The 9,598-nt window shown below is 35.3% G+C and carries 5 protein-coding genes; 1 reads left to right on the forward strand and 4 read right to left on the reverse strand.

The genetic code is table 11. From position 1 onward, the window contains the following. The 4 genes from PXD56_RS10600 to PXD56_RS10615 all read right to left on the reverse strand — a co-directional run bounded on the left by PXD56_RS10600 (position 1) and on the right by PXD56_RS10615 (position 8,567). Entirely contained in the window at positions 1-2,742 is a 2,742-nt protein-coding gene (locus tag PXD56_RS10600) for a PD-(D/E)XK nuclease family protein (protein ID WP_276493317.1), read from the reverse strand. A 72-nt stretch (positions 2,743-2,814) separates the two neighbouring features. Then, positions 2,815-4,158, reverse strand: coding sequence for an OmpA family protein (locus PXD56_RS10605; RefSeq protein WP_276493318.1), 1,344 nt, complete (start codon positions 4,156-4,158; stop codon positions 2,815-2,817). Between the two features lie 113 nt (positions 4,159-4,271). Further along, the gene (gene kbl, locus PXD56_RS10610; protein WP_276493319.1) at positions 4,272-5,465 is read right to left on the reverse strand and encodes a glycine C-acetyltransferase; all 1,194 of its coding nucleotides are present in this window, start codon (positions 5,463-5,465) and stop codon (positions 4,272-4,274) included. 6 nt (positions 5,466-5,471) lie between these two features. Further along, positions 5,472-8,567, reverse strand: a complete 3,096-nt coding sequence (locus tag PXD56_RS10615) for a UvrD-helicase domain-containing protein (protein WP_276493320.1) — start codon at positions 8,565-8,567, stop codon at positions 5,472-5,474. Between the two features lie 119 nt (positions 8,568-8,686). Here PXD56_RS10615 and PXD56_RS10620 point away from each other — a divergent pair, with 119 nt between their 5' ends. Then, on the forward strand, positions 8,687-9,295 hold the full coding sequence (locus tag PXD56_RS10620; RefSeq protein WP_276493321.1) for a superoxide dismutase: 609 nt from the start codon (positions 8,687-8,689) through the stop codon (positions 9,293-9,295). Positions 9,296-9,598 lie beyond the last annotated feature (303 nt).

The following is a 9,598-nucleotide window of genomic DNA, read 5'->3' on the forward strand; positions in this document are numbered from 1 at the left end:
TTACACTTCTTTCTCTGTAAAAGGAATGTCAGCATTACAGATTTCTGTAATCAACTGACCAAGTATCTGCTCGAAATCAGAAATTACCTCATTATTTATAATGTGATTTTTTGGTCCTCGAGCAGCTTCTTTTTGAGCGAATAGCAAAGTGCCATCGGCAAAATTCTTAAGGGATATAATACCTGCTTGTATGGTTAGATTTTCTGTGGGATGCGTTTTGAAAAACATTAATCCGTAGCAAAGTAATTGAAACGCTTTGCTGAATTGGTACTCATCTGTCAAGACATCCCAATCCATTAGTTCAACATTACGGCGTTCTACCTTACCTGTTTTGTAATCTATGATACGGGTTATGCCATCATATTCATCTACGCGATCTAATTTTCCTTTTAAGATAATAGGGAAATCTAACCCTGGTACAGTTAATGGTACAGACAATGCCTGTTCTAGCGCAATAATTTTAATGCTATGGTCTTTTATAGCAGCTATTTCAGCATCAATAAACGTTTGTATGTATTTCAGGATAACATGAAAAGAAATATAATTTTTACCGGAACTTATGTTTCCTTCTTTGTACGTTTTCTCAAAATTACGTGCTACTGATGTAGAAACGTTTTTACGAATATCGTTCAGTAATTCTTTGGTTAAGGTTTTTCCAACTAGCGGTGTGTATAGCTCTTCTAAACTATCATGAACAATGGTGCCAAAGGTATTTGGTGCCAAAGTTTCCTCTACTTGCATGACTTCATTGATATTCAATAAATTCTGCTTATAAAAATCAATAGGGTTTCTAATATAATTACTCAGTGAGCTTGGTGAAAAGCCTTTTCTTGCTTTCTCACGAATAAGCTCCATTAAACTTTTTGTCTTATCAACCTGCTCTATTTCTTTTGTAATAGGCTGAATAGTGGGTGTGGCAATAAAAGATTTTATATCTGTTCTATTGTCGTCAGTTAATAGTTGGGTAATTAACCTACTTCTTTCGCCACCTTCTAAAGCATCTGGTTCTGTATTATAAAGAACGTATACATTTTTGGCACGTTGCAGTAAACGATAAAAGTGATAGGTATAAACCGCATCTTTCTCTTTATATGTAGGTAATCCGTTTTTTATTTTTAGGTCAAAGGGTATAAATGAGTTATTAGATTTCCCTGATGGTAAAACCCCCTCATTTACAGAAGTAATAATAATTGTTTCAAAATCTAGCAATCTACTTTCTAACATCCCCATAATCTGGATACCTTCAATAGGATTCCCCTGAAAATCTAAAGTTTCTGAACTCAATAATTGACTAAACAGATGCTTAAGACTTTTTAGATTATTGATGTATGTAAAGCTTGTGCATAAATCTTTTAATTGATTGAATAGGGTGAAAAATTTATATAACTGTTCTAATAGTAAAGAATTCTGTTTTACAATTTCTATAATTCTGATGGACTGAATAAGTGCCAGAAAGTTATCTATAAGCTTGTTTGGATTATTCTTTACATCTTCAAAAAGTAAATGTATAGCCGCATTTTCTGGTAGCAGTTCACGTATTTGAGTATTGGTGATGTAAGACCAGTTATTCGTTTTGATTTTTGAAACTAAACGCTCTGTAGAGACTTCGTTAGCATCAAATAGTAATACAGCATATGAATGTGTCAAAAGATTCAGTAAATGCTTGTAGAACCATCCCTTTTCGGTTTTTTGTTCATGAAACTCAATAAGGTTGGTAAAAAAGCTAGCCAATGTTGTAGATTCTAGCTTTTGCCCCATGGTAATATTCGTGGCAGGAATATTGTCAGGAATAGAATTCAACAACGGATTCAATAATTCTTCATTACCTAGAACAATAGCAGCGTTACGCAAGGAGTCTGGGGATTCATTTTTTATGTTGTACAGCAAGTCACCCACATAATTGACTTGTGAGATATTTTTAGGAACACCAATAATTTCAATATTCTTTTTGGTATTGTAGTAATTGGTGAGCCCTGCAAGAGGTTTGTCTTTTAAAATATTCCAAGTGCTTTGGTAGTTGCGTATAAAAAAACCAGCATCATGAATATTGTCTTGTAGAAAGTAAGGGTCAATATCCCAATAAATAGAAGCATCTGTCTTTTCAAGAATGGTTTGGATGAGAATACTTTCTGCCGTGTTCAGTGCATTAAAACCTAAGAACACATGTTTTTTGTTGGTGTTGCTGAGGTAATTTGGTAATTCTGAAACCGAGGTTTTGTAAATAAGACCCTGGTGTCCTAGTCCCTGTTCAAGTAACCGGTTATTAAACTGATGGTATATACCCTCAAGATACCTCCAGAAATGAAGATAATTTTCAATCATCTCAGAATTATCTGTATTTAATGACCAGTGGTTTACCTCTTGTATAGCGGCTACATTTTGGTATAAGGTAGATGCGTCAACTAAATAACGATCAACTTCATTAAAATCTTGTAAAAGTATTTGTCCCCATTTTAAGAAAGAATCGAAAGATTCTTTTTCATAGTCCCCTACTTTTAAATAGGCATTATAGAGTTCAAATAATTGCGTGGTAGTATTTGCGGTAACTAAGTTAGAAACCTTTTCTATGAAATCTTCTATACTATAGATTTCTGGAGCAAGTACTGTTTTGGTAAGAGATTGCGATAATATTTTTTTAAGAAAAACACCTGCACGTTTACTGGGTAGAATAAAAACTACATTACCAGTATCTGGGTTATTCTTTATTACTTCTTGTACTACATCTTTTATAAAGCTCTGCATGGTGTAAAAATAAAAAAGCTCCGCAATATTGCGGAGCTTTTATTTATTAAAACACTTAGGTTTTTATTAAACTTATTTTACTAAGTTAATTTCTACCCTTCTGTTTTGAGCTCTACCAGCTCTTGTATTGTTTGTAGCCATTGGCTTAGACTCACCGTAACCTACAGCAGATAATCTAAACTCTTCGATTCCTTTGTCTACTAAGAATTCTTTTACAGAAAGAGCTCTTGACTCAGAAAGGCTTTGGTTTAATTTTTCGCTACCTACGCTGTCAGTATGACCTTCAACAGTAAACTTAGCGTTAGGGTATTCTTTAAGGATTGTGATAATGTCAACCATTACAGAAGTAGATTCAGCTTTGATAGAAGATTTACCTGTATCAAATAAGATAGTTCTAGCGTAATCGTTCAATTGCTTTTGAACTTCTTCAGTTACTTCAGGACAACCAGCGTTAGCTACTGTACCAGCAACATCTGGACATTGATCATCTTTGTCAAGTACACCGTCACCGTCTTTATCAGCCCAAGGACAACCTTTGTTTTCAGCAGGACCAGCTTCAGAAGGACAAGCGTCATCTTTATCAGCAACACCGTCACCATCAGCATCAGGACAACCAGCTAAAGCAGGAAGACCAGCTTCGTTAGGACAAGCATCATCTTTATCAGCAACACCGTCACCGTCAGCATCAGGACATCCGTTCATTTCTTTAGAACCAGCTTCGTTAGGACAAGCATCTTTGCTGTCTTCGATGCCATCACCGTCAGAATCAGGACAACCGTTGAATGCTTCAAGACCAGCAACTTCTGGACAAGCATCATCTTTATCGTAGATACCATCACCATCAGTATCAGTACCACCAAATTTAACTGAAATACCAGCTAAGTGTTGGAAGTGAGGAGCTAAGTAATCTTCGAAAGCATGCTTGTAAGAAGATTGTAATGTAAGACCTAAGTTTTCAGAAAACCAGATGTTTACACCAACACCACCATTTGCAGTACCAGCACCGATTTCATCGATCCAAGTATAACCACCACCGATTTCTACGAAAGGATCGATAACAGTTTGTCTTTTTATGATATCATATTTAATTGTACCATCTATAGCGTAGTGAGATAAATCGTCAACGCTAGTATCACCTAATTTGCTGATTTTGTTAAGAGAACCTCTTGCACCAACAGAGAAACCATCTCCAATTGACTTAGATACTCCTACGTAAGAGATAGAAGGTAAAATGTTCCAGTGATCGTTCACATTGAAGAATTCGTTACCGAAAGAACTTACATCCGAAGTTGGATATACGTCAATGGCATTAACCCCAAATTGCACTTGCCAAGGGTTATTCTCGTCTTGCGCTTGTATGCTGTTGATACCTACTACAAGTAGGGCAACCGCCAATAATTTGCTAAGATGTTTCATGTATTAAATTTTAAGTTTAAGTGTTTATTAGCTGCAAATGTAACTTGTTAAATATTATTAACAAAATCAATTTCCTATTTTTTTTAGCGCTTTTAATAGATTAAATGCTGCATTTAAACGATTTTTAATTCTTTTCCAACTTCTGTAAACGCCTTAATGGCCGCATCTAAATGTTCTTTAGAATGTGCCGCAGATAGTTGAACCCTAATACGGGCCTTGCCTTTTGGCACTACCGGATAGAAAAAACCGATAACATAAATGCCCCTTTCCAACAATTTGTTGGCCATATCTTGCGATAATTTTGCATCGTACAACATTACGGGGACAATGGCAGAATCTCCATCAACAATGTCAAAGCCTGCGTTTTTAATGCCTTTTTTAAAGTATGCAGTATTTTCTTGCAACTTATCTCTTAAAGAAGTGTCATTCTCCAGCATGTCAAACACCTTAATAGATGCCCCTACAATTGCTGGTGCCAAGGAGTTTGAGAATAGATAGGGTCTAGATCTTTGTCTTAATAAGGTGATGATTTCTTTTTTACCTGTTGTATATCCGCCCATGGCGCCACCTAATGCTTTACCTAAGGTCCCTGTAATAATGTCAATTCTGCCCATTACACCTTTTTCCTCTAAGGTTCCTTTACCTTTCTCACCTATAAATCCGGTTGCATGGCATTCATCGATCATTACTAAAGCATCATATTTATCGGCTAGATCACAAATCTTATCTAACGGAGCTACAATACCGTCCATGGAGAACACGCCATCGGTAACGATAATTTTAAAACGAGCTCCGTCTTCGTTCGCTTTTATCAGCTGCGCTTCTAAATCTGCCATGTCGCTATTTGCATAACGGTAGCGCTTTGCTTTACACAAACGAACACCGTCAATTATAGAAGCATGGTTTAAAGAGTCAGATATGATGGCATCTTCTGCAGTAAGCAAAGGTTCAAACACTCCGCCATTAGCATCAAAGGCAGCGGCATATAATATGGTATCCTCTGTGCCATAGAAATGTGCAATCTTTTGTTCTAAGGTTTTGTGAATATCTTGTGTACCACAGATAAAACGAACAGAAGACATACCAAAGCCATGCGTATCCATAGCATCTTTAGCGGCTTGTATAACATCTGGGTGAGATGAAAGACCTAAATAATTATTGGCGCAAAAATTTATAACCTCTTGTCCTGTATTAATTTTTATAACGGCATCTTGTGGAGAAACAATTACCCGTTCCTCTTTAAAGAGTCCGTCATTTTTAATGTTCTCAATTTCTTGCTGTAAATGTTCTTTGATTTTTCCGTACATATTCCTTTATATATAATCTAATTCTATTTCTGTGTTTATGTATACAATGATTTTGTGATCAATTGTGTAGCCCATATTTGAAAAACTCTGGGCATATGCATTTATTTGATGATGGTATTTGGGGTTTTGTTCCCCAGTTTTATAATCTATAATGGTAGCGTGGTTATTTTTAATCACTACCCTATCTGGTCTTTGAACGGTACCATCTGCAAGTAATAAGTCGCGTTCATTTAATACCTCTACATCACTTTGGTAAAACTGGGTCAAATCTTTATGAAAGATGACCTTTTTTACAATTTCCTTTATCCCGTTTACTTCTTGCTCTTTGATCAGTCCTTTTTGTAGTGCCATTTGTACTGCTCTATCTAAATTTGAAGTCGTGTAAATAGCTCCTAATATATAATGTATAACATTACCTTGGTTAATGGCAATATCTAAACCCTCATCCCATAAAGTACCTGCTAGTGCAAGTATCTTAAAATCGGGTCTATTTTTATTAGTATATATATAAGGTATAGTTAATTGGTCTGTACTAGTTTGTTCTTTAGTGCTTTGTAGCGGTAATTCTCCAAAATCATATGATAATTTATCTTGTTGATATTCGTCAATACTCTTTAAAAAATGAATGAATAGCCCAGAGTAGTAATTGGTATTGTGTTCGCCCTTTTTATCTAGTTTGTTGGCGCTAATGATAAACAGTGCTTTAACCGCTCTGGTAAGTACTACGTACAAAAGGTTAAAGGCATCTAGCTGTAATTTTTGATGGTCTATTTCATACAGCAATGATTCTAACTCGCCATATTCTTGTACTTCTTGTTTTTTATTGATGAGAACTTCAGAAAAACCGAGAAATTCCTTTTTATTTACCGGAAGCCATAATTTAGGATCAATTTCTTCATAAACGTTAGAATCGGCATATGGGAAAATAACTACCGGAAACTCTAAACCTTTAGATTTGTGAATGGTCATGATCTGTACCGATTCAATATTTTCTGGTGTACTAATGCTTGCCGAATTACCTTTCTTGTCCCAATAATCTAAAAAAGACTGCATATCTGAACCATATTTCTGTTCAACGTCAAAAACAAGATCCATAAAAGCAGAAAGGTGAGCGTCAGAAGTAGGGATTAAGTCAAAGGTTTTTATGGCATAAGCTAATCCATCAAACACCGAAGCCTGTCTAAGTTTAGAAGCGTCAAATCCATATATTTCTAAAAGGTGTGCATCTAGCTTGCCTAGGTTCTCATAGATGTAGGCGTGCTTATCATTTTTTCCTTCAGATAGAAAATTTAAAATCTCATATTGAATCTCTTGTTCAGTAGGCTGAACCATATATCGAATAAGCTGCACCAAGAAAATTGCTTTTGCACTTTCGCTTAGTAACAAAGAGTCAGACGAAACAACAGGTATTTTATGCTGCATTAAAAAATCTGCCAACAGTAGACCATGCTTTTTCTTTCTAATGATAATACAGATGTCACTATTGGTGTAGCCTTGGTCTAAGCATTGCTGAATAGTAGTTAAGGTGTTTGCAGCATATTCGTCATCGTTATCTTCTTCTAATAGGGAAATATGTACATAGCCACCTTCTTTCTGATTGGTTTCTTGGGTATTTCCTTTTTTAAAGAACTCTTGGTAAATGTCGTTCTCTAAAAACGGACTTATACTTTGAAAAAAGTTGTTGTTGAAATTGATGACTTCTGCATAACTTCTGTAGTTTTTGGGTAAAGTTACCAGGTCTGATGCTATGGTAAACGGATGCGTTTGGTGTGTTGCCAGTTCTAGAAACTGTTCGGCCTTACCACCACGCCATCTATAAATAGCTTGTTTTGGGTCGCCCACCAAAAACAAGGAGCCGGTACTACCTAATTCATCTTCACCTTCCATGGCACTCCCAATTAAAGGAATGAGGTTTTCCCATTGCATTTGTGAAGTATCTTGAAATTCATCTATAAAGTAATGACGGTATTTTTCTCCAAGTCGCTCGTAAATAAACGGTGCAGGTTGATCCTTGACCTCTTTGGCAATTAGGGTGTTGAATTCTGAAATAGACAATTGGTCTTTTTCTTCTTGAATAATCTTCAGCTCTTTTTGAATGGCGTTCAACAATGCAAAAGGGATAATGTTTCTATTGATATTGGCATAGAGTCCCCTTTTATAAATCAATTGCTTTATGGCTTGGTAATGCTGAAGTAGTTGTGGTGCTAAATCTTCTGGTGCATTTTTAACAGTAGCTTTTACAATTTTGCCTTGAATTAAATTATCCTCTAGTTTGTTATTGTAAAGTTGGGTAGGCGTAAAGTTGCCGGCTATTATTTTCTTAAAATGATTAGGTAATGTTTCTCTTGGGAAATCTTTAAGGTCTAATCCTGTTGCAGTGATAGTATCAATAGAAGCAGAGGCTAGTTCAATAATACGTGCCTCTAGAGTTTTTGTTTGTTTTTTAAGATGGGTTTGTAATTTTAGGAAGTCGCCTAATTCAACATCTTTTAATTGCTTTAAATGTTCAGCATTGTTTTCATCGAAAATGAGTTTACCTATTTTTAAAAGATCAAATCCAATATCCCAGCTACGGTCATCTTCAATTTTTTCTAAAGCAAAATCTAAAAGCACCTTTGTGAATTCTGGGTCTTCACCTGCTTTACTGATTACACGTTCAACGGCTTCTTGTAAAAGAAGATCCACATCAAGTACCACCTCAAAATTTTGCGGGATCTTTAAGTCTTTTGCAAAAGTTCTTATTAGTCTGTGTGTAAACTTATCAATGGTTGAAATATCAAAAAATGCGTAATTGTGTAATATTTGTTTTAACCGAAGTTTGCTTAGTGCGGGTAATTCTTCAAAAGTATAACTAGTTTCATTTAAGATGTCATTGAATAACGGATTTGCATCTTCAATAGACGTAGTATTAGAGAATTCGAACAAGCTGTTCAAGATTCTATGTTTCATTTCATTTACCGCTTTATTGGTAAATGTGATAGCTAAAATCTTTCTAAAATTTTGAGGAGAAGCCAGTATAATTTTCAAGTATACCTTGGCAAGAGCATAAGTTTTGCCGGATCCCGCAGAAGCATTGTATATGGTAAAAGAATTACTAGACACAGATTTTTACCGCAAATTAAGGATTCCTGTACAGTTCTTAACAAATTATTACGTGAATATAAATGTTAAAATCCGTAACTTTGAAATACAATTAATATAAATCTAAAAATACATAAATTATGGCTTTTGAACTACCAAAATTGCCTTACGCTTATGATGCTCTTGAGCCTCATATTGATGCAAGGACAATGGAAATACATCATACAAAACATCATAACGGTTATACAACGAAGTTAAATGCTGCTATTGAAGGTACAGACCTTGATGGTAAGTCTATAGAGGATATTTTAACTGGTTTGGATATGAGTAACGGTGCTGTTAGAAATAATGGTGGCGGATTTTATAATCATTCTTTGTTCTGGACTATCTTATCTCCAAACGGAGGTGGAAAGCCAAGTGGAGAATTAGCAGCTGCAATTGACAGTGCTTTTGGTTCTTTTGAAGAATTCAAAAATAAATTTACTACAGCGGCAGGTACTAGATTTGGTTCTGGTTGGGCATGGTTATGTGTTCATGAAGGTGGTAAAGTAGAGGTTTGTTCTACGCCAAATCAAGATAATCCTTTAATGCCAGGTGTTGAATGTGGAGGACAGCCAATCTTAGGATTAGATGTTTGGGAACATGCATATTACTTAAATTACCAAAACAAGAGACCAGACTATATTGAAGCATTTTTCAATATCATTAACTGGGATGAGGTGTCAAAAAGATACGCAAGTAACAAATAAGAAAGAGTAGAAATATTCTTAACTATCTTGTAAGAAACCACTTATGAATTATTCATGGGTGGTTTTTTTGGTTTTAAAATAGAAAAGGGCGGAGAAGTCTCCACCCTTTTCGTCCCAAATCTTACCATAAACTTAACCTACTTATGCTATGGCAAGACTAAATTACTGGTATTGAGTAAATAAAAAAAGGATTTTTGAGAAAAAAATTAACTTTTATTTAGATGAAGATGTTTTTATAGGGGTGGGTTGTAAGGGGTAACTAGCTGTTTTATAAGCCAATTGGTATAAAATAAAAAGACGAAG

The organism is Maribacter zhoushanensis, from assembly GCF_029350975.1.
In the GTDB taxonomy this organism is placed as follows: domain Bacteria; phylum Bacteroidota; class Bacteroidia; order Flavobacteriales; family Flavobacteriaceae; genus Maribacter; species Maribacter zhoushanensis.

Coding starts and splice junctions, on each gene's coding strand:
- PXD56_RS10620 (WP_276493321.1), top strand. CDS start 8,687: ATGGCTTTTGAACTACCAAAATTGCCTTACGCTTATGATGCTCTTGAG.
- kbl (WP_276493319.1), bottom strand. CDS start 5,465: ATGTACGGAAAAATCAAAGAACATTTACAGCAAGAAATTGAGAACATT.
- PXD56_RS10600 (WP_276493317.1), bottom strand. CDS start 2,742: ATGCAGAGCTTTATAAAAGATGTAGTACAAGAAGTAATAAAGAATAAC.
- PXD56_RS10605 (WP_276493318.1), bottom strand. CDS start 4,158: ATGAAACATCTTAGCAAATTATTGGCGGTTGCCCTACTTGTAGTAGGT.